Source organism: Verrucomicrobiia bacterium, assembly GCA_019634625.1.
Taxonomy (GTDB): Bacteria; Verrucomicrobiota; Verrucomicrobiia; order Limisphaerales; family CAIMTB01; genus CAIMTB01.
Genome location: JAHCBA010000052.1, coordinates 1 through 19072 on the forward strand (window position 1 = coordinate 1; position 19072 = coordinate 19072).

Consider the following 19072-nt stretch of genomic DNA (forward strand, 5'->3'; position numbering starts at 1 on the left):
GAAAAGTCTCCTCGGAGAACCGCTGCCCGAAACCACCGGCACCTTTCAGACCCCGACCGGCAATACCGGTGGTGGAGGCGGGGACGACTGCGATCCCGCCGATTCCGACGACGGCTTCAACGCCTCCGTCGTCATCTTCAAGGACATCCACTACCGCCAGAGCGGCAACACCGCGCCGGCACTCGATCCCGACGAGGGCGCAACCTTCTTTGCCGCAGTCTTCCAGGGAACCAATGCCCCGGGCTTTCGGCCCGCCTCAGCCACCCTGGTCCGGCCGGACGGCTCAACCGCGCCCCTGACCTCCTTCGAATTCGATTTCGAATTCCCCGACATTCCCGGCTTCCCGATCCCGGAGCTTCCCAGGATGTTCTACCTCTCCACCGCGGAACCTCCCCAGTTGGTCCTTCCCACCTTTGATTCCGAGGCCGCCCTCGACGCCGCCTATCCCAATGGCACCTATCGCATGACCATCGGCCTGGAGTCCGGCAGCGCCCTCGATGTCCAGCTTCCCCTCTCCCCCGCCTTCGATGTCCCGGTCCCCAGGATCACCAACGTCGAGTCCCTCCAATCCTTCGACACAACCCAGCCTCTCACCCTCCAATGGGCTTCGTTGACCGATGCCGGCGCCAGACACGCCATTCACTTGTACATCGCCGAGCAGGACGGCTCGTCGGTCTTTGAGGCCCCGGATGACTGCAAGGGCATCGAACTCCCCGCAACCGCCACCTCCATCACCATCCCTCCCGGCACCTTCCACGCCGATCGCACCTATGAGGTCGAACTCAGCTTCCGACTCCTGATCCACGAAGGAGTCCATCCCACCGCCGGGTTCACCGAGTTCTCCGGCCTCGAAAGGACCACCCGCCTCCTCATTGGCGCACCCGCTTCCTCCGGCGACAACACCGCCGTCATCTCGACGGTCCGACGCGACCCCGCGGGAGGCACGTTCATCCTCACCATCCAAGGCACCCTCGCTTCGCCCACGCTGCCCGCCACCATCGAGGCCACCACCGACTTCTCGGCGTGGACCCCGATCGGCACCCTCCACAAAGCGGTCCTCGACGCCTCAGGGGGTGTCCTCGAAATCCCTGATCCCACCCCGGTCGTCCCTTACCGGTTCTACCGCGTGCGCTATCCCTGACGCGATCCCTCGCCCTCCCACTCGGTGGCGAGGGCGAGCCCCCCCCTTGGGGCCGAGACGACCAGGGGAGCGCAGGGCAACGCAGGGCCCTCCTCCCCATTCCCAGCCCTCGCCCCTCTGCGGATCCGGGCGCCAACCCGGTCCCGCCGCGGTGCCGCTCAGTAGGTCAGCGGAATCCCAGTCCGCCCCTCGTCGGTGTCCCGTTCGTACTCGAACAGAAACCTCCGCGTCGGCACCCAGCCGACATGGCCGTCGCAGTACGACACATTCAAACCATCCGCCCCGTGGTTGGCGTCCTCATCGGGGTAGGCCCAGACCCGGCCTTCCCAGTAATTGTCCACCACCAACCAGTGCCCCGACGGCCCGGCCACCGTGCCTCTCAGCCCGAACGTGTCGTGATAGTGGGCGTAAGTCTGGACGTTGTGCACCGTCTTGCGCAGGTAGGGCAGCCGGCGCCGGCTTCCATCCGCCAACCGGACCTCCGTCGAATAAGGCGTGTTGTGCCCAATGAAGGCATGGGCCATGTAGCTGACCCCCCGTCGCGACGCGGCCGTGGACGCATAACGCTGCATGTCCGTCAATTCCTCCACCCCGGACAGCGGGTTGATCGACCGCTCCGGTCCAATCGTGTTGCGCGTACCGGGACATAGGAACGGCCCCACCGATCCCACATGCCCGAAGAGATACCCCAGGCTTGCGTCCTCCGCCGCCGTCCGTCCCGACAAACTCCCGTCCCGGTCGTCGTCCGCATAACTCAACGACGCAACGGCCAATTGTCGGAGATTGGACACGCACTGCGCCCGCCTGGCCCGGTCCTTCGCCTTTCCCAAGGCTGGCAACAGCATGGCGGCCAGGATCCCCAGTATGGCAATCACCACCAGCAGTTCGATCAGGGTGAACGCCCGCCATGCCGGCCAGCGGGCACCACCGCCCCCCTCGTCGCCATGCGTCGTGTCCGGCTTCATCGCCCCTCCCGGTTCGCCCACTCGGAATCCTCCCTCGAAAGTCGTGCCGTCTCCACAGCCCCCTCCCGTCTGTCGAGGACCGGAACCCGCCCGACATACACCACGCTCGGCAGTCCCAGCAGACGCAAGGATCGCTCCACCGAAATGACCGTGGACTCCAATACCGCGCGCTCCTCGAGGTCCAGCGCCCCCAAGGGCAGCCACAGGTCGCGTCGCGCCTCGGCCAGGTGCGCCTCGGGATCCGCACAGAGCATGTGCATCGCATACGAGAGTGCGAGTCCCAGTCGGACCTCACCGCCAGCCTCACGGCAGCGCCGGCGAAAATCCCCCGCCAGTGTGTACACCTCGTCGATGGCCGAGCGCCGTACCATCACCCAGGCTGGTCGCGCAAACCGGGGGTCCCCGGTCACCCCTCCCCGCCTCAGATGCTCGATCGCCTCGGCAACAGACACGCCATAGCACCCCTCCGTCGCCCCTTCGTCCGCCAGAGGGCCCTCCAGCGGGATGTGGATCGGCGACCGGCCGCACAGTCCCGTCATCCGGCCCGGCCGCGAATACCATCGGTGCCAGGGATCCACATACACCATGATCCGACCCGGCAGCTTCACGACAGCCGCCTTCAGGTAGGCCAGCCACCGGAATCCGGAATCCTCCGGCAACCCCATGCCGTCGTAACACTCGCACCCCGGAATCGGCGCGTCCGTCATCACGTGAAACGGGTCACTCACCCCAACCCCGCGTGCCGACGCCACCAACCGCGCCATCGCAGCCCGCTCCGACGCCCCCATCGCCACCGACCAGAACGCGTACTCCTTCGGATTCATGACTCAAAGGTGAGCGCCCCGGCCCACGCGGAGAGATGACGCTCCCGATGGCACAGTTCCCGCCGGGCAACCTCCGCAGCCGCTCGTCCCACCTGCGCCCGCAGCCGGCCGTCCCGGTGCAACGCCCGCACGATTTGCCGGCACTCTCGAAAGTCCGCGAACAGAAAGCCCGTCCTCTCGGACTCGACGAACTCATGAAACGAATGCCCCGCAGGCACCACCACGACGCAGCCGGTCAGCATCGCCTCGACCACCGCCCGTCCCCACGACTCCACCACCCGGTGCCCGAGCGGGTAGAGAAACACATCCAGGGACTGCAGAAACCGCGCGGCCGGCACCTTGTTCGGCGCCAGCAGTTCCCACTCGGGTCCGAACCGGTGCCATCGATACGCCCGGCTGACTTCCTCCGTCCATCCTTGGATCCGGAACCGTGCGCCCTCCAGCCCCAACGCCTCATAGAAGACCGGGAAGTCCACCGGAAACTTGGCCGGGTCCGGCCGTGACAGCCGCCCGATCGTGAAGCGTTCATTCGACCGCTCCACCCAGGGAAAACCGTCCGGATCGATGAAGTTCGGGACCACCACCTGTTCCACCCCGGAGTGGATGGCCGCGAACTGTCGGCGTTGCCCCTCGGAAACGAACAGCACCCGGTCAATCCACCCCTCCCGAGCCGCCTCCCGCTCTCCAGGGAATTCCCACATCATGTCGTTCGAGAAGACGAGCCGCAGTCCCTTGTCCCGGATGCGCTCCGCCCACCCCGAGGTAAACACATCCGTCTCGCAGACCACGCAGGCCACCCCGTCGGCCCGCTCCGGCAACTCCTTCCGCAGAATCACCGGCACCCCCGACCGTCGCGCAAACTCCCGAACCGTCGGCTCATCCCTCAGTTCCATCGACGCCACCACCACGGTGATCGGCAGATGCTCCTTCAGAAGCCCCACCAGGTCCCGGATCTTCGTCGCCGCCCCTCCCACCCGGCCCGGAGCCCCGAACACATACAGGTGCCCCACCGCCGCCAGGCGCTCCCGCCAATCCGACCGGATGCCCATGCCCGCCTCCCTCATGCCAGTCCCTCCGTCTTGGAGTCGTCCCTCAAATCCCGCCCGTACCACCAGGCGCCATACCCAAACAACCCCAGCAGACCCCACGCCAAGGCCGCGCTCCCGGCTCCCGTCAGGATCCGGCCCAATGGCCCGAAGCAGTCGCACCCAGAGATGTTCGCCCCGTGCAATACCATGCCCGACACCCGGTAGGCCCCGAATCCCAGCACCAGCCCGGCCAGCGCCAGCCGCTTCCATTCCCACCGCAGATCCCGCTCCCCGAGCACCACGAACACCAGCGCCTCCAGGCCCGCCGCCATCCCGATCGCAAGCCACATCGGGACCCCCGGCAGCACCGGATCCTCCATCCGCCACACCCGCGTCTCCCACAACAGGGTCGCGCACTTCAAGACCACCAAGGCCCCCAGAACCCCACGCAGCACCCACTCCAGCGACAGGATCCCTCGCCCGCCCGAACCCACTCGGCACTCACCCAACTCATCCATGTCACGCATAGGCACCTCCTCAGAACAGCAGGTCCGGAATCTCCGTGGGCGGCAACGGCACCACCCACTCCGTCGCCACAAACTGACCCGCTTCCGGATACCAGAGCAGCTTGAGATAAAAGGGGAATACCGGCGTCTGCAGCGTCGTTCCGCAGAGGATCCGTACCCGGGCAACCCACGTCCCGGCCATTGCCGCCGCCTCGTCCTCGAATCGATACCCCACCACGGAATTCACTCGAGTCACTGCTTTCACCATCTCCTCCCTCGCCCATTCCATCATCGAAGTCACCGGCAGCGGTTCCAACGCCAGTTCCGCCCGGAGAGTCCTTGGCGAATAGGAAGTCAGGATGCGCGTCCCCAACGCCCCCGGCGCCGCCCGCGTGATCCGGTCGGCATTCCGAAACACGGAAACCATCAACGTCCGATTCGACACCGCGTACGACATCCCTTCGAAGTCGATCTTCAGTTCCTCCGCCAGCAGTCCATAAAACGCCATCCCATCCGGGTCCCAGCCCGAGTTCGCCAGGGTAGGCTCGATCGGGAAGCGGAATCGTTGATAGTGATCCACGTCCCCTTGTGAATACGCAACCAGGATACTCCCAAGCGCACGAACCAGCGCCTCCACCCGCTCCTCTCCGCCGTCCAGTCCCCGCATTGAATCACCCGCCCGCAATTCGGCGCAGACCTGCTCATACTCACCGATCGGGATCAATTCCTGGCCCGCCCATTCCTCCCTCTTAGCCTCCTGCTTCCGTTCCATTTCATTCGATGCCACACGCCGCTGCGCCATCCGAACCGCCGAAATGAATATCAACCCGAGCGCCAGCGCACCCAGCACCACCCAGGTGACCGCCCGAACCATCCGGCCCTTCATTGCCTCAGAACTCATAGCTTTCCTCCTGATTGCTTCTGCCTTGAAACGCCGGCACCTCCGTCCTTTCCCACACATCCCCGGCCGCCGGTCCGCCGGAAAAGGACCGGCGGGGGCTTCCCCCCGCCGGCTGGTCTGATCAAGCCGTCAACATGACGGACAGGGCGTCCCCGGCTGCATGCACGACTCACTGATCCGTCGCGCCCGAGTCGCCCCCACGTCGACGCAGACAATGGCCGGACAACAGTTCTGCCCCACCACACAGCAGGTCAACTTAGTGTAAAACCACGTGGATTTCTTGGCACACACATACTGTCCGCTCGGACAGTCCCCCGACCCCGACGACGTCGCCGCCAGGGCCGCGGTAATCCCCACTGTGGCCACGGCGATCAGCACCGTCTTACCAACGATACGCTTCAGTGCATTCATACGAACCTCCTTGGTTTTTCCGATTTGCGCACCTGATGCAGGAAGTACCGCCCTCCGCCCACGGCGAGACTCCGTGCGGGAACGATCCGGAACAAGTCGAGACCCAACCCCACGCGGCGACACTTCCCCACTGTCTGTGTCTGTGACTCACCCCGAACGACAGGAACCAACGGCACCTCCTTAGTGCAGATCCGGTATAGAAAGTGAGTGCCTGGGTGTCAACAGAGATGTGTGAAAAAATCGCACCGGCGGGTATTGCCGCGCCGCTTCAACGCAAACCGCCCACCAACCCACCGGGCTGCCGGGATTCCGGCAGGCCCGCCTCTCAGCCGCCGGCCAGCACCAGATCGATCAGCGCCTCGGCGTCCCGGTAATCCGGCACCACCACGTCGGCCCCCACACCCAACAGACGCCTGCGCTTCCATTCATCGAACCGCCCCGACCCGTTGTTGGCCTCGTCGCTGGCCACCGCAATGGCCAGTCCCCCGGCCTCCTTGGCGTCCTGGATCTCCACGTACCCGTCGCCGATCGCCAGCAACGCCTCCCCATCGATCCGGTTGTCCCTGAGAATCCGTTCGATGACCATCTTCTTCGAGAAGCTCTTGAAGTCGTCGAGGGCCCCGTGGATGTGTTCGCCAAAGTACGGCCCCAACCCCAGCAGGGCGGCCTCCTGTTTCACATAGATGTCGTCCGTTCCACTCGCCAGATACAGCCTCATCCCACGATCCCGCAGCGTGTCCAGCAACCGTCGCGATCCCAGCACCAGCCAGTCGTCCGGCTGAAACCGGCCCTCCCGCAACCCCGACACCCGGTCCGCGATCCGGCAGTCCAGGCGTCGCAGGTACTCCCGCTTGTACTCGATCGGTTCCTCAGGGGTGCCCCCGCGCTCCCGAATCCGCTCAGCCAGGCGGATCATCTGGTAGATGGTCTGCTTCCCGGTCAGACCCATGATGTCATCCGTCACCAACCGCCGCCGCTCCTCCTCCGTTTCCCCGGGGAACGAGGGAAGTGCCTCGACAAACATCGGGATCATCACGTCCGGCCATCCCTCCCGGATCAGCGACAGCGTGCCGTCGAAATCGAACACCACGTGCCGTATCCCCGGCCGGGGACGAAAATGCGGCGCCAATTCCACGAGACCGGTAAAGCGATCGCTCATGCGCCAGAGTGCATAAGAGACCCGTCCCCCCAGGGTCAAATCCCGCTTGTTGCCCCGCTTATAGTGGGACTGACATTGTATTGTTGACGCCCTGTCTTGGCAGCCTGTCCCTTTGTCGATTTGTTGTTGACCCGCCTCGCCGTCGTCTAGCGGCTTCCGCGGTTGGATTCCATGGGAATCAGATTCTCAACGCAGTCATTCCGTCGATGGCGCAGCGGTCACCACACTTCTAACCTCACCCTGCGCGAGCCGTGTTCGCAGCAACGTCCCGGGCTCCACCTCGATGGCCTGCCGAACAACGCGTCCCGAGCCAGCTTCCACCGTAATCGAGTAGCCGCGCTTCAACACCCGCTCCGGCGACAGCAATTCCAGCCGCAACGCAAGCCGGGCCAACCGCTCGCGCCGCTCCCGCAGCGCCCCGGCGATGGCGGCCCGCAAGGCGGCGGCGTGTCCCCGGCACCGTTCGCGCGCTGCATCGAGCCGACGGGTTGGCCGGTTCACCGACAACCGGCGGTCCAGTTGCCGCCACTGCATCGCCCAATGCCGCAAGGTCTCCCGAACCCGGCGAGTCAATGCCGACTGCGCCTCGTCCAGCCGCTGCATGCGCTCCTGCAGGCGCCGGCGCGGATGCGACCGCTGAAGCCGCCGCGCGAGCCTCTCAAATCGTTCCGCCACCCGCTCCCAGGCCGTCTCGGCCAGCCGCTGAAGTCGCCGACCCTGACGTCGCACGCGATCCCCTGCCTCGACATATCCCGCCGTCAGCAACTCCGCCGCCGCGCTGGGTGTGGCCGCCCGCAGATCGGCTACAAAATCCGCGATGGTGAAGTCGATCTCGTGTCCCACCGCCGACACCACCGGGATGGGCGAGGCTGCAATGGCCCGGGCCACCACCTCCTCGTTGAAGGCCCAAAGGTCCTCCAGACTGCCGCCTCCCCGCGTCACCAGAATGGCATCCAACCCCTCCCCGTCCGGCCGTGCGGCGGACCAGCCGCCCAGCGCCTGCAGCGCCCCGGCAATCTCCTGTTCCGCACCTGCCCCCTGCACCCGGCAACCCGCCAACACCAACTCGATGCCCGCGTAACGCCGTTCCATCACATGGAGGACGTCCTGCAGCGCCGCCCCGGTCGGCGATGTGACCAGGCCGACCCGCCTCGGGTAACGCGGGATCGGCCGTTTCCGCGCGGGGGCAAACAGCCCCTCCTCCTCGAGCTTCCTCTTCAGCCGCTCGAAGGCCGCCTGCAACGCCCCCTGTCCCTGCGCCTCCAACTCCCGCACGATCAACTGGTACTGGCCCCGCGGCTCGTACACCGACACCTCGCCCCGCACTACCAGCCGCTGGCCGTCCCGCAACACCCCCCGATCCTCCACCGCCGTCCCACGAAACAACACGCAACTCAACTGGGCGCTGGCGTCCTTGAGTGTGAAATAAGCGTGCCCCGACGCCTGGAGTCGCAGGTTCGACACTTCCCCGGAGACCCAGACCTCGCCCACCTGCCGCTCCAGCACCTCCTTGATCCGTGCGGTCACCTCGGCAACGGAAAAGACCCGGCGGGTCGCCGACGTTGGAAACAGCTCCCCAAAATCCCACTGGCTGCGCGCGCGTTTCGGCATGGTGCTTCCTCAGTTACCCCCCTCGGGAAGCGCCTCGGAGACCCGCTGGATGCCCCGCGCACGGCCCGTCTCGGGATCGATCCGGATCAGCACCCCCTGGAGCAGCACCCGCCCCCTCGCCACCGCGAACCGCTGGGGCGTGCAGGTGCGGAATCGCCGCACGACCGGCTCAATCTCGCGCCCCAACACGCTTTCGTGCGGCCCCGTAAACCCGGCGTCGCAAAGAAACGCCGTGCCCCCGGGGAAGATCTGTTCGTCCGCCGTCTGCACATGGGTGTGGGTCCCCACCACCGCGCTCACCTGACCGTCGAGCATCCGCGCCATGGCAATCTTTTCCGATGTCGCCTCCGCGTGCATGTCGAGCAGGATGATCGGTGTCAGCCGACGCACCTTCTCCACTTCCGCCGGGACCACCTCGAACGGATTCTCGAGCGGCGCCATGAAACTCCGCCCCTGCGCGTTGAGAACCCCGACCGCCGGAAGCCCTTCCCGCTGCCAGACCGTGCTCCCCTGCCCCAGCGTGCCGGCCGGGTAATTGATCGGCCGCAGAAAACGCGACTCCTTCAACAGCAGCTCGTTCACCTCCTTCTGGTCCCACAGATGGTCGCCCGTGGTGATCACATCGACGCCCGCCGCATAGATTTCCGCCGCCGTCTCCAGGGTGATCCCCGCCCCCCCGGCCGCGTTCTCGCCGTTCGCCACCACCATGTCCACACCGCATTGCGACCGGATCCTCGGCAGCAACACCCGCAAGGCCTTCCGCCCCGGCGCCCCCACCACATCCCCGACAAACAGCAACGTCATGCCCGCCAGCCTAGAACCGTTCCCCAAGGCGCCGCGAGCCCGGTCCTTCCGCGCACCACCTCCATCGCACCGTCCATCTGAAAAGCCGCCTGTCTCCAGCGGCAGCGCATCGTCCCCCCGTCAGCGGAATCCTCAACACGGGCCGCGCCGCATCGAGGAGGCAGCGCCGGTGCTCGAGGAGGCTGGAAATCACCCAGGAATCACCACCACTTCCAGGAGGGGTTCGGAGGGGGACTGAAGATCCACTGCTGCATCTGGGCAGCGTCGGGAAACTGGTAAAACTCCACGTGACCATCGGCGAAGAGCATGTTGAACCGGCTGCGACCCTTGTAGTTGTGCCAGATGCTCTTGGGCGAGACGTTGCCTCGGTTGCCGTGCCACGGCCAGTCGCCCTGCATGATCTTGTGGCTGGGGCCAGGCCCAAGCTCGGAGGTCTTCATGGGCAGGTTCTCGTACGAACCGCGAGCGGCGTTGATGTCGCCGAGAACATGCCGCACCCGGAAGGAATCGTGCTGCCACTGGGGCAGGTAGCTGTTCCCGTACACACGGTAGCAACTGTTGACGGGGGTTGAATTGAGGTGGTCGCCCTTGTCGTTGGGGCAGGCGAAGAGTTCGTAGGCCTGGGTGTAGCGGTTGAGGGGCCGGTTGGTGGCGGCCACAAAGCGGGAGTAGGTGCCGTTGGTGCCTCCGGCAGCGTGCCAGTCCGGCTGCTGGGGAAAGAAATCAAGGTGGTCGTCCGCGTACATCAGGAAGGCGAGACCAATCTGCTTCTGGTTGTTGAGGCACTTGGTCTGGGTGGCCTTGGACTTCGCACGCGCAAGGGCCGGCAGCAGCATGCTGGCGAGGATCGCGATGATGGCGATGACCACCAGGAGTTCGATCAGGGTGAAGGCGCCGCGTCCGGGACGGCAGAGGCGAGGTGGCGGGTTCATGGGCAGGGATCCCTGTCGTGAATGGGAGGATGCCGGAAGGTGGGGAAATGACGCGCATCTGACAAGCACGCAGACCTCCCCGGGCCAGTCAGGTCGGCGGAAGTCAGGGACTCGCACCAATCTGCAGGCAGACCATGCGGGTCAGGTCGCGGGCCAGCAGATGACTGCCGGCAAGCGCCAGCGGAGCCCACGCCTCATGGCCATCCATCAGCGAGGCCGAGGCGAGCGGGCGGTAAGCGGTCGGGACGGCCTCGGCGATCGTCAACTGGGCGCTGTCATTCAGGGCGAGGATCAGTCCGTCCGCAATGATCAGCGGTCCCAATCCGAAGTTGGCGCCCGGCCCGCTTTCCCAGACGACGGCTCCCTGGCGGTCGAGACAAACGAGCCGTCCGTCAGCCCGGATGCCGTACAGGTGGCCCCGGTACCAGATCGGGGTGTGCTGGGTGGCTCCAAAAGTGCGCGCGTCGAGGCGGAACACTTCCCTGGCCTCCAGGCGCCCCGCTTCGAGGGTGAACGCCAGCATCAGACTGCCGGCATTGTACCCGCCAGTCAGAAACACCTGGGCGTCGTCCGCGATGACCGGGGAGGGGACCGTGGCGATGTTGATCCGCCACGAACCGGTTTCCCAGGCGATGGAACCGGTGTCGGCGTCGGCGGCCACCACACCCCCGCTGGCGCAGTAAAGGTAGAAACGGCGCCCCTCGAGGACGAAGGGAACAACCGAGGAATGGGTCATCTTCCAGTCGTGGGGATTCGGCGTGCGCCAAAGGATGTCGCCGGTCGAACGATGCACGGCCATGAGCAGTGCGTCCGGACCGCCCGGAGCAAGGATCACGCGGTCGCCGTCCACCAGCGGGCATTGCCCGGTGTACCACGGAGGAACGGTGGTGCCAAAGTCCCGCACCAGGTCGAGTCCCCAGCGGAAGGCGCCGGTGTCGGTCTCGACGGCGACCACATGACATCGGGGGCCCATGGCGATGACGCGGTCACCGGCCACGGAAGGGACGGTGCGGGTCAGGCCATGATTGCGTTTGATGGCCACCGGGTACGAGTACCGCCAGATCTCGGAACCGTCGGCCAGGGAGATGCAGCGGAGCGCGTCGCGCTGGTTGGCACGGTCGTAATCCATCAGGAAAATGCGTCCACGATCGATGGCCGGCCCCGCGAAGCCTTCACCAACCTCGATGGCCCAACGTTCAAGGGGCCGGCCGGCGGGCCATTCGCGGGCCAACCGGGCCGGATCATGCTGGACGCCGTCGCCGCGCGCACCGCGAAAGCCGGGCCAGGAGCCCGGCAGATCGGCGGGGCGGCCGGGCCCGGTTTCCAGGCGGCCTTCCTGGAAAACGTCGATGGACTCCTCGATTCCCGTGGTGGCCGACGGTTCGAGACGGTCGCTTCCCGGCACGCGCAACACGATGTGGGTCCGAAGCGGCGCAAACCACCAGCCGAGCCAGATCAGGACGGCCAGTGCGGCGGCGGCCCAGGGTGACCAGGCGGGCACGCGGAGGCGGGTGCATTCGGGACCAGCCATGACCCGTCACGCTCCGCCCGGGGCGGACTCCCATCCAACCGGATATGGATGAAAGCCGCCCATTCCTTGGCGTGCCGGGGGTCAGTGGTAATAAAACGTGAAGCGGATCTCCCGGGAATTGCTGCCGATCATGCGGCGCATGTCGCTGGGCCATTCGGCGTATGGGGCCGGGTCGCGGATGGCCCGGACGCAAAGGGTCTGCAGGATCGCGTCCACCGTGGCCTCGGTGGCCTCGACGATCCGGACGGACCCGTCGTCGTAGAGACGGAACCGGACGACGACATGGCCGGTGGCCCCACCGGCGAATCGGCGTTCGTGGAGGAGGGCGAACCAGCGATTCTGGACGGCGGCAACAAGGGCCTCGTCGTAGGCTCCGAATCCGGTGCCCCGCACTTCAAGGGACATGGGGCCCGTTCGTCGGACGCCCCCCTCCTGGCGCATGCGTTCGCCGGCCAGCACCTGCTGGCGGACCTTGGCTTCGACGACGGTGCGGGGGCGTGGACGCGGAGTGGGCACGGGATCCACGGGCGCCGGCGCAAGGCTGGGGGCGGGCTGGGTCGGCGTCGGGTCGGACGCGGGCGTCGTGGGTTCGGGAGAAGGCGGGTCCGGTTCACGGGCCGGCCGGACATCGGGCCGGACCAGGGCGAGGTCGCCGGCAGGGGGATGACGTTCCGTGTCGATGGCGGTGTCGGGGGGGTGTGGAATCTCAGGTGGGGGTGCCGGGTTGGGAATGGCGATCTCCGGAACCGCGGGCTCGGGAATGGGATCGAAATCGGCCGCCGGGGTGCCTTCGGGTTGGGGGGGAGGCGAGGCGGGACCGGTGAAGGCGTGGGGAGCGCTTTCGGTGCGTGGAATTCGGTCCTGGGAGCCGTCCAGGCGGGGTTGATCGGCTTCTCCCGGTTCGGGATTGGCGGCGCGGCTCGAGGCGGAGGAGTAGAAAGGGGTCTCGTCTGGGGTCTCCTCGGTGGGAAGGGCAACTTGAACGAAGATCAGGGGTTGTTGCCGGGCGCGGCGTTGTTCGGCGGCCTCCTGCTGCTGCTCGGCGAGGCGGGCCTGACGGGCGGTCGCAAAAGGGCTGGACTGCCACCACTGCAACTGGTTGCCGAGCTGGAAGACCCCAAAGAAAGCCAGATGCGCGAGGAGCGAGATGACCAGGGCACCGACCATCCGCTGCAAGTGCGGGTCGGTGTCGCGAGAGCGGAAGCTTCCGGCCGTCATCGCTGGCGAAAATGAGCGAACAGGCGTGAGACAGCAACCGCGGCTTCAGGAGGCTGGTAGAAGTCCGCGACCCGCCCACACGCCTGTTCAGCGGCTTGGACTCCAATCATTGAGGCCGCGTTCGGAATCGGTCGTTCCCAGGCGAAGTTCCATGGCCTCCCCCACGAGGTAGAGCGACCCGGTGATGACGACCAGGTCCTCGTTCGCCAGCAGAGCCAGCGCTTCCGCCAGACTTGAGGCGCAGGCGACCGGTCCCGCGCCACCTGGAACGTCGGCACAATGGCGGGCGAGGACTTCGGGCGCGATCGAGCGCGGGGTGCGTACGGGGACAACCACGGTGCGCCGCGCTCCGGGCACGAGGCGGGCAACCGCCGCGACCGGGTCCTTGTCGGCCAGCATGCCGAGCACAAGGGAATAGGATTGGCCGGGGAATTGCAGGTCAAGGGTGTCGGCCAGGGCCTCGAAGGCCGGTGGATTATGGGCGCCGTCAAGGACCCGGACCCGGCCGTTCTCCGAATAAACTTCGAAGCGGCCGGGCCAGTGGGTGGACTCCAGGCCGCGGCGAAGGTCGGAATCGGTGATGGGCAGGATGGGCTTGAGCGTGCGGACGGCGGCGACAGCAAGGGCGGCATTGAGTTCCTGGTGGGGGCCCGGGAGGGGGAGGTGGACATCGTGCAGCCAGACCGTTTCCGGGTCCCCGGGACGGACATGGCGCCAGGGCGCATGGCAGGCCGTGGCGGTCGCATGGAGGACGTCGAGGGCCTCCGGTTCAAGGGCAGTGGTCAACGCCGGGACGCCGGGCTTGAAAATGCCGGCCTTCTCGCCGGCGATGGCGGCAAGCGTGTTGCCCAGCCATTGCTGGTGGTCCCATCCGATCGGGGTGACGAGGGTGGCTAGGGGCGAGACAATGTTCGTGGCGTCGAGGCGTCCGCCCATGCCGGTCTCCCAGACCACCAGGTCGCAGCCCTGTTCCCGGAACCACAGCAGGGCGAGGACGGTGACGACCTCGAAAAAGGTCGGGTGCTGATCCGTTGGGAAGGTGTCGGTGACGAGACGGAGTTGCCGGACCCACCGGGCCACCGCGTCCTCGGGAATCGGCTGACGATCGATCTGGATGCGTTCCCGGAAGCTCACGAGGTGGGGCGACGTGAACAATCCGACCCGGCGCCCGGAGGCACGGCAGGCGCTTTCAAGAAAGGCGCAGGTCGAGCCCTTCCCGTTGGTGCCGGCAACATGGAGGAACTTCAGACCGTCCTGGGGGCACCCGAAGGCCCCGGCCAGGCGGCGGGGCACGTCGAGCCCCAGCCGCAAGCCGAACCGCTGGAGACCGTAAAGGTACTCGAGTGCCTCGCGGTAGGTCATGGAGGCGGGCCCTGCCGCTGCGGATCAGATGGGTTTGTGGTGGAGATGTTCGTGGACGGCCGCGATGAAGCCACGGAATAGCGGGTGCGGCGCGTCCGGCTTGCTCTGAAACTCCGGATGGAACTGCACGGCGCAGTAAAACGGGTGGTCCTTGAGTTCGATGCATTCGACAAGACGCCCGTCCGGGGTCGTCCCCGCGAAGACAAAACCCTGCTCCTCGAACCGCTCGCGATACGCGTTGTTGAACTCGTAGCGGTGCCGGTGACGTTCCTGGACGACGACGGCGTCGTAGAGCCGCTGGATCCGGGTGCCCGGAACGAGCTGGCACGGCTGGGCACCGAGACGCATGGTGCCGCCCAGGCGGCGCAGGCCGCGCTGGTCGTCCTGGAGATCGATCACCGGATGGGGCGTATCGGCCTTGAACTCGGTCGAGTGGGCATCCGCCAGTCCGATCACATGGCGCCCAAACTCGATGCTGGCGATCTGCATGCCGAGGCACAGGCCAAGATACGGCACCCGGTTCTCGCGGGCGAAGCGCGCCGCCATGATCTTGCCTTCAATCCCGCGTTCCCCGAACCCGCCCGGGACCAGGATGCCCCCCGCGCCTTTGAGCACGCGCTCGGCACCGTCCCGCTCGATCTGTTCGGCGTCCACCTTGTCGATGTGCACGCCGCAGTCGTTGGCAATGCCGCCGTGGATGACCGCCTCGAACACGGACTTGTAGGCATCATGCAGTTCGAGGTACTTGCCCACGACGGCAATGCGGACGCGGTGGGCGGGAGCGATGAGCTTGCGGATGATCTCCTGCCAGTGCCGCATGTCGGGCTGGGGGACATCGAGCTGCAGCAGGCGGCACACCTGATCGTCGAGGCGCTCCCGCTGCAGGCGGAGGGGCATCTCGTAGATGGAATGGTCCACGTCCTTGGCCTCGATGACGGCTTCATACGGGACATTGCAGAACAGGGCGATCTTCTGCCGGACATCCTTCTCGAGGGGATACTCGCAGCGGCACGCGATGATGTGGGGGGCGATGCCGATCTCGCGCAGTTTGGCGACGGACTGCTGGGTGGGTTTGGTCTTGAGCTCCCCGGCGGCCTTGATGAAGGGAACGTAGGTGACGTGGATGAAGATCGCGTTGTGGGGCCCGACATCCTGGGCGAATTCGCGGATCGCCTCGAGGAAGGGGAGACCCTCGATATCCCCGGTGGTCCCCCCGATTTCGGTGATGAGGACGTCCGCCTTGGTGATGCTGCCAATGAGGTAGATGCGCTTCTGGATTTCGTCGGTGACGTGGGGGATGACCTGCACGGTCTTCCCGAGGTACCGCCCCTCTCGCTCGTTGTTCAGGACCGTCTGGTACACCTGTCCGCTCGTCAGGTTGTTCAGGCGGGTCAGCTTGGTGTGGGTGAACCGCTCGTAGTGCCCCAGGTCCAGGTCGGTTTCGGCACCGTCATCGAGAACGTACACTTCGCCGTGCTGGTACGGGCTCATGGTGCCGGGGTCCACGTTCAAGTAGGGATCGAACTTCTGAAGTGCGACCTTCAGTCCCCGATGCTCGAGCAGCGTCCCCAGGGCCGCAGCCGTCAGTCCCTTGCCCAGGGAACTGACGACGCCGCCCGTCACGAAGATGTACTTCATGGGCTGCCACCCTCCCAAGGCGCCCAACCGCTCGCGAGCGGAAAGTGATTTCGTGCCGATTGCCACCGGGCGTCGAAAAACACACTTGCACCCTCGATACCGGAGTCTTATACAGGCGCCGGTTGTGCCTCAATTGCATGGAAATATCAGTGGAGTCGCCTCTTCCTAGCGCGATGTCTCTTCAACAAGTGAGGGTTGCTTGAGTCGCCCGTTCCCGTCCCGTTACACCCCGCGGGAGCCCGCGGTTCGTATTAATGGCAAGATCCGCGCGAGGGAGGTGCGCGTCATCGGAGACAACGGCCAGCAACTTGGCGTCATCCCCCTCTCCGAAGCCCTCACCCAGGCCCGCGCCCGCGGCGTCGATCTGGTCGAGGTCGCCCCCAATGCCACCCCGCCGGTCTGCCGCATGGTGGACTTCGGGAAGTACAAGTACGAGCAGGAGAAGCGCCAGAAGGAGAACCGGAAACATCAACACGCGAGCAAGGTCAAGGAGATCCAGCTCAGTGCCACCATCGATCCCCACGACTTCCAAACCAAACTCGACCACGCCATCGAATTCCTCTGCGAGGACATGAAGGTCAAGGCCTCCCTCCGCTTCCGGGGACGCGAAATGGCCCATACCGAGTTCGGTTTCAAGACCATCCGCCGCTTCATCGCCGAGGTCGCCCCTTGGGGACACCCCGACTTTGAACCCAAGCTCACCGGCCGCTCGGTGAATGTCATGGTCAGCCCCCTGCCCCGCAACCGCCGCGCTCCCCATCCCAAGGGAAGCTCTCCCGCAACCGCCGAAACGCAGAGCGAGGACGCCGGGAAATCCGCCGACAACCCTGCCCCCCCAAACCCTGCGCCCGCCCGCTCCGACGCGGTCCCCGTTCGTCGTGGCGCAGCGTCCCAGGACGCCGCCCCCGAGCCGACCTTTAGTAACAATCCGTTCGACGGGCTGCAGATGGGATCCGCCGACAACCCCAAGTGAGCGTCAGCCCATTTGACCTTCGGCCCGAGTGACCGTCGGTGTATCCGCCGGCCGGAATGAGCAAAATCGTAGGCATCGACCTCGGGACCACCAATTCCCTGGTTGCCATTGTTGACTCCGGCATCCCGTACGTCATCGCCGATGCCCATGGCCAGCGCCTGACCCCGTCCGTCGTCCACGTCGGCAGCCCCGACGCCTCCCCCATCGTCGGACATCCCGCCAGTCGCCTCCGAGCCCTCCACCCGGCCGAGACCGTGTACTCGGTCAAACGCTTCATGGGCCGGCGCGGCGGCGACATCCCCCGCGAGGAGATGGTGGTCACCTACCCCGTCCACGGCACCGGCGCCGGCCCGGTCTCCTTCAACCTTCATGGCCGGCCCTGGACCCCCGAGGAAATCTCCGCGGAAATCCTTCGCAAACTGAAGTCCGACGCCGAACAAACCCTCGGCACCCCCGTCGATCGCGCCGTCATCACCGTCCCCGCCTACTTCAACGACGCCCAACGTCAGGCCACCAAGAAGGCCGGCGAACTCGCCGGGTTCACCGTTGAACGCATCCTCAATGAACCCACGGCCGCCGCTCTCGCCTATGGGCTCAACCGCCTCCGCGACCATGCCAAGGTCGCCGTGTTCGACCTCGGCGGTGGGACTTTCGACCTCTCCATCCTCGAACTCCGCCAGGGCGTGTTTCAGGTTCTCGCCACCCACGGCAATACCCGCCTCGGGGGCGACGACCTCGACGCCCGCCTGACCGAGTTCCTCGCCACCCGCATCCATGAGGCGGGCGGTCCCGACCTCCGTCGCACCCCCGCCGACGCCCCGGCCGCCCCTGGTGCCACACCCCCCGCCCACACCCCCCACGGGCTGCAAGCCCTCTCCCGCCTTCGCGAAGCCGCAGAAGCCGCGAAGATCCGCCTGAGTTCGGAAGCCGCGACGGAGATCGCCCTGCCCTTTCTCACCCCGACCTTCAGCTTCCAATGGCGGCTCACCCGTGCCGAACTTGAAGCCCTTACCCGCGACATCCTCCTCCGCACCCGCGCACACTGCCTCCGCGCCCTCGCCGATGCCAAACTCGAGGCCAGGGACCTTCATCAGGTCATCCTTGTCGGCGGTCAAACCCGCATGCCCCTCGTCCGCCAACTCGTGGCCGAATGGTTCGGCTGCGCCGAGTTCGAGGAAACCCGTGGCGATGTCCGCCTCGGTACCGACCCCCACCGCCCGGATGGCCCGCTCCTGAACACCGCCGTCAATCCCGACGAAGCCGTCGCCCTCGGCGCCGCGATCCAGGCGGAAATCCTCGCTGGAGGACTCTCCCACCTCCTCCTCCTCGACGTCACCCCGCTCTCCCTCGGCCTGGAAACCTTCGGCGGCCTGATGAACGTCATCATCCCCCGCAACACCACCATCCCCGTCAAGGCCGGCGAGGTCTTCACCACCGCCGTGGACCACCAGCGCTCCATGCTCATCCATGTCCTCCAGGGAGAACGGGAACGCGCCCGCGACAACTGGAGCCTCGGCCGCTTCGAACTCGAATTCGCCGCCGCCCCCAAAGGCGTCCCCCGCGTCGGCGTCCAGTTCGAAATCGATGCCAATGGCATCCTCCATGTCCTCGCCCGCGACCTCCAAACCGGCCACCAGACCGTCGTCCAGATGAAGTCCGCCGTCGATGTCAGCGACGCCGACGTCCAGAAGATGATCGAGGAATCCGTCGAACATGCCTTCGACGACCTCAAAGCCCGCCAGTGGATCGAAGCCAAACTCCGGGCCGGAGAAACCCTCACCGCCACCCGCAAAGGCCTCTCCGAACACGGACCCGAACTGGATCCCGCCTACCGCCACCGCGTTGAACAGGCCCTCCAGACCGTCGAGGCCGCCCTCGAAACCGAGAGCCCCAGGACACGCACCGGCGACACCCCCCGCCTCAAGGCCGCCAATCAGGCCCTCGACGAAGCCACCGCCCAACTCGCCGACCTGATGATGGACCGCGCCATGGAGGCCATGCTCCGCAAACAGGGCATGATCGAATAGCCCCCCCCCCGCGCTCGCCTCCCCGGGCCCGGCCGTGTTCA

At 66.3% G+C, this 19072-nt stretch carries 16 protein-coding genes; 3 read left to right on the forward strand and 13 right to left on the reverse strand.

Annotated elements, in window-relative coordinates; all coding sequences use genetic code 11:
- Window positions 1-1141 (forward strand): hypothetical protein (locus KF833_21580; GenBank protein ID MBX3747907.1); only part of this gene is annotated, 1141 nt, incomplete at its 5' end.
- A gap of 158 nt (window positions 1142-1299) precedes the next feature.
- On the opposite strand, the gene KF833_21585 is transcribed toward KF833_21580, so the two are convergent.
- The 13 genes from KF833_21585 to KF833_21645 form a co-directional block, all read right to left on the reverse strand.
- Window positions 1300-2106, reverse strand: coding sequence for a type II secretion system protein (locus KF833_21585; protein MBX3747908.1), 807 nt, complete (start codon window positions 2104-2106; stop codon window positions 1300-1302).
- On the reverse strand, window positions 2103-2930 hold the full coding sequence (locus tag KF833_21590; GenBank protein ID MBX3747909.1) for a hypothetical protein: 828 nt from the start codon (window positions 2928-2930) through the stop codon (window positions 2103-2105). Before KF833_21590 ends, KF833_21585 begins: the two co-directional genes overlap by 4 nt.
- Window positions 2927-3994: a glycosyltransferase family 4 protein gene (locus KF833_21595; GenBank protein MBX3747910.1), complete on the reverse strand. Its 1068-nt coding sequence runs from the start codon at window positions 3992-3994 to the stop codon at window positions 2927-2929. Before KF833_21595 ends, KF833_21590 begins: the two co-directional genes overlap by 4 nt.
- The gene (locus KF833_21600; GenBank protein ID MBX3747911.1) at window positions 3991-4485 is read right to left on the reverse strand and encodes a hypothetical protein; all 495 of its coding nucleotides are present in this window, start codon (window positions 4483-4485) and stop codon (window positions 3991-3993) included. Before KF833_21600 ends, KF833_21595 begins: the two co-directional genes overlap by 4 nt.
- 10 nt (window positions 4486-4495) lie before the next feature.
- Window positions 4496-5365: a hypothetical protein gene (locus tag KF833_21605; GenBank protein ID MBX3747912.1), complete on the reverse strand. Its 870-nt coding sequence runs from the start codon at window positions 5363-5365 to the stop codon at window positions 4496-4498.
- A 736-nt stretch (window positions 5366-6101) separates the two neighbouring features.
- A complete protein-coding gene (locus KF833_21610) occupies window positions 6102-6935 on the reverse strand; it encodes an HAD family hydrolase (protein ID MBX3747913.1) in 834 nt (277 codons plus the stop codon).
- A gap of 195 nt (window positions 6936-7130) precedes the next feature.
- A complete protein-coding gene (locus KF833_21615) occupies window positions 7131-8546 on the reverse strand; it encodes an exodeoxyribonuclease VII large subunit (protein ID MBX3747914.1) in 1416 nt (471 codons plus the stop codon).
- Between the two features lie 9 nt (window positions 8547-8555).
- Entirely contained in the window at window positions 8556-9350 is a 795-nt protein-coding gene (locus KF833_21620) for a YmdB family metallophosphoesterase (GenBank protein ID MBX3747915.1), read from the reverse strand.
- Between the two features lie 200 nt (window positions 9351-9550).
- The gene (locus KF833_21625) at window positions 9551-10282 is read right to left on the reverse strand and encodes a type II secretion system protein (GenBank protein ID MBX3747916.1); all 732 of its coding nucleotides are present in this window, start codon (window positions 10280-10282) and stop codon (window positions 9551-9553) included.
- A gap of 103 nt (window positions 10283-10385) precedes the next feature.
- The gene (locus KF833_21630; GenBank protein ID MBX3747917.1) at window positions 10386-11813 is read right to left on the reverse strand and encodes a PQQ-like beta-propeller repeat protein; all 1428 of its coding nucleotides are present in this window, start codon (window positions 11811-11813) and stop codon (window positions 10386-10388) included.
- A gap of 81 nt (window positions 11814-11894) precedes the next feature.
- On the reverse strand, window positions 11895-13031 hold the full coding sequence (locus KF833_21635) for a hypothetical protein (protein MBX3747918.1): 1137 nt from the start codon (window positions 13029-13031) through the stop codon (window positions 11895-11897).
- Window positions 13032-13118: 87 nt separating this feature from the next.
- Window positions 13119-14393: a bifunctional folylpolyglutamate synthase/dihydrofolate synthase gene (locus KF833_21640; GenBank protein MBX3747919.1), complete on the reverse strand. Its 1275-nt coding sequence runs from the start codon at window positions 14391-14393 to the stop codon at window positions 13119-13121.
- 24 nt (window positions 14394-14417) lie between these two features.
- On the reverse strand, window positions 14418-16031 hold the full coding sequence (locus KF833_21645; GenBank protein MBX3747920.1) for a CTP synthase: 1614 nt from the start codon (window positions 16029-16031) through the stop codon (window positions 14418-14420).
- A 250-nt stretch (window positions 16032-16281) separates the two neighbouring features.
- Here KF833_21645 and infC point away from each other — a divergent pair, with 250 nt between their 5' ends.
- Complete coding sequence (infC, locus tag KF833_21650; protein ID MBX3747921.1) at window positions 16282-17004, forward strand: translation initiation factor IF-3; 723 nt, start codon at window positions 16282-16284, stop codon at window positions 17002-17004.
- Window positions 17005-17060: 56 nt separating this feature from the next.
- Window positions 17061-19031: an Hsp70 family protein gene (locus KF833_21655; protein ID MBX3747922.1), complete on the forward strand. Its 1971-nt coding sequence runs from the start codon at window positions 17061-17063 to the stop codon at window positions 19029-19031.
- Window positions 19032-19072: the final 41 nt, after the last annotated feature.

Bases quoted from the DNA above. Each gene is read 5' to 3' on its own strand.
- KF833_21630 (MBX3747917.1), bottom strand. From the start codon at position 11,813: ATGGCTGGTCCCGAATGCACCCGCCTCCGCGTGCCCGCCTGGTCACCC.
- KF833_21655 (MBX3747922.1), top strand. From the start codon at position 17,061: ATGAGCAAAATCGTAGGCATCGACCTCGGGACCACCAATTCCCTGGTT.
- KF833_21645 (MBX3747920.1), bottom strand. From the start codon at position 16,031: ATGAAGTACATCTTCGTGACGGGCGGCGTCGTCAGTTCCCTGGGCAAG.
- KF833_21625 (MBX3747916.1), bottom strand. From the start codon at position 10,282: ATGAACCCGCCACCTCGCCTCTGCCGTCCCGGACGCGGCGCCTTCACC.
- KF833_21635 (MBX3747918.1), bottom strand. From the start codon at position 13,031: ATGACGGCCGGAAGCTTCCGCTCTCGCGACACCGACCCGCACTTGCAG.
- KF833_21640 (MBX3747919.1), bottom strand. From the start codon at position 14,393: ATGACCTACCGCGAGGCACTCGAGTACCTTTACGGTCTCCAGCGGTTC.
- KF833_21605 (MBX3747912.1), bottom strand. From the start codon at position 5,365: ATGAGTTCTGAGGCAATGAAGGGCCGGATGGTTCGGGCGGTCACCTGG.
- KF833_21600 (MBX3747911.1), bottom strand. From the start codon at position 4,485: ATGCGTGACATGGATGAGTTGGGTGAGTGCCGAGTGGGTTCGGGCGGG.
- KF833_21585 (MBX3747908.1), bottom strand. From the start codon at position 2,106: ATGAAGCCGGACACGACGCATGGCGACGAGGGGGGCGGTGGTGCCCGC.
- KF833_21610 (MBX3747913.1), bottom strand. From the start codon at position 6,935: ATGAGCGATCGCTTTACCGGTCTCGTGGAATTGGCGCCGCATTTTCGT.
- KF833_21620 (MBX3747915.1), bottom strand. From the start codon at position 9,350: ATGACGTTGCTGTTTGTCGGGGATGTGGTGGGGGCGCCGGGGCGGAAG.
- KF833_21595 (MBX3747910.1), bottom strand. From the start codon at position 3,994: ATGAGGGAGGCGGGCATGGGCATCCGGTCGGATTGGCGGGAGCGCCTG.
- KF833_21590 (MBX3747909.1), bottom strand. From the start codon at position 2,930: ATGAATCCGAAGGAGTACGCGTTCTGGTCGGTGGCGATGGGGGCGTCG.
- KF833_21615 (MBX3747914.1), bottom strand. From the start codon at position 8,546: ATGCCGAAACGCGCGCGCAGCCAGTGGGATTTTGGGGAGCTGTTTCCA.